1 protein-coding gene is annotated in these 247 nt (G+C 50.6%); it reads left to right on the top strand.

Going from position 1 to position 247, the window contains the following annotated elements; translation table 11 throughout:
• The coding region (locus R0K30_RS22990) for a molybdopterin-guanine dinucleotide biosynthesis protein MobB (RefSeq protein WP_410613284.1) at positions 1 to 247 on the top strand (247 nt) is incomplete at both ends.

Below are 247 nucleotides of genomic sequence, written 5' to 3'. Positions count from 1 at the left end.
CCGCGGTTACGGCAGTAGAAGGGGACGGCGTCCTGCAGCTTACGGCGCGAAAAAAATGGGATTTGGCGGGTTTGATCAGTCTGTATGAATGTCTGGGAATTGACGGTCTTCTCATAGAGGGATTTAAACATGCGCCGCATCCGAAAATCATTATGATCAAAGACAGCGAAGATTGGCAAAAGCTGAAGCATTTGGAGCGCGTGATCGCGGTTGTCAGCAGAAATACGGAGCATATGCCGGCAGATGC

It is taken from the genome of Bacillus sp. SIMBA_154 (assembly GCF_046536015.1).
Classification (GTDB): Bacteria; Bacillota; Bacilli; order Bacillales; family Bacillaceae; genus Bacillus; species Bacillus pumilus_P.
The sequence above is the reverse complement of the archived record's forward strand: the minus strand, read 5'-3'. Positions and strand labels throughout refer to the sequence as shown.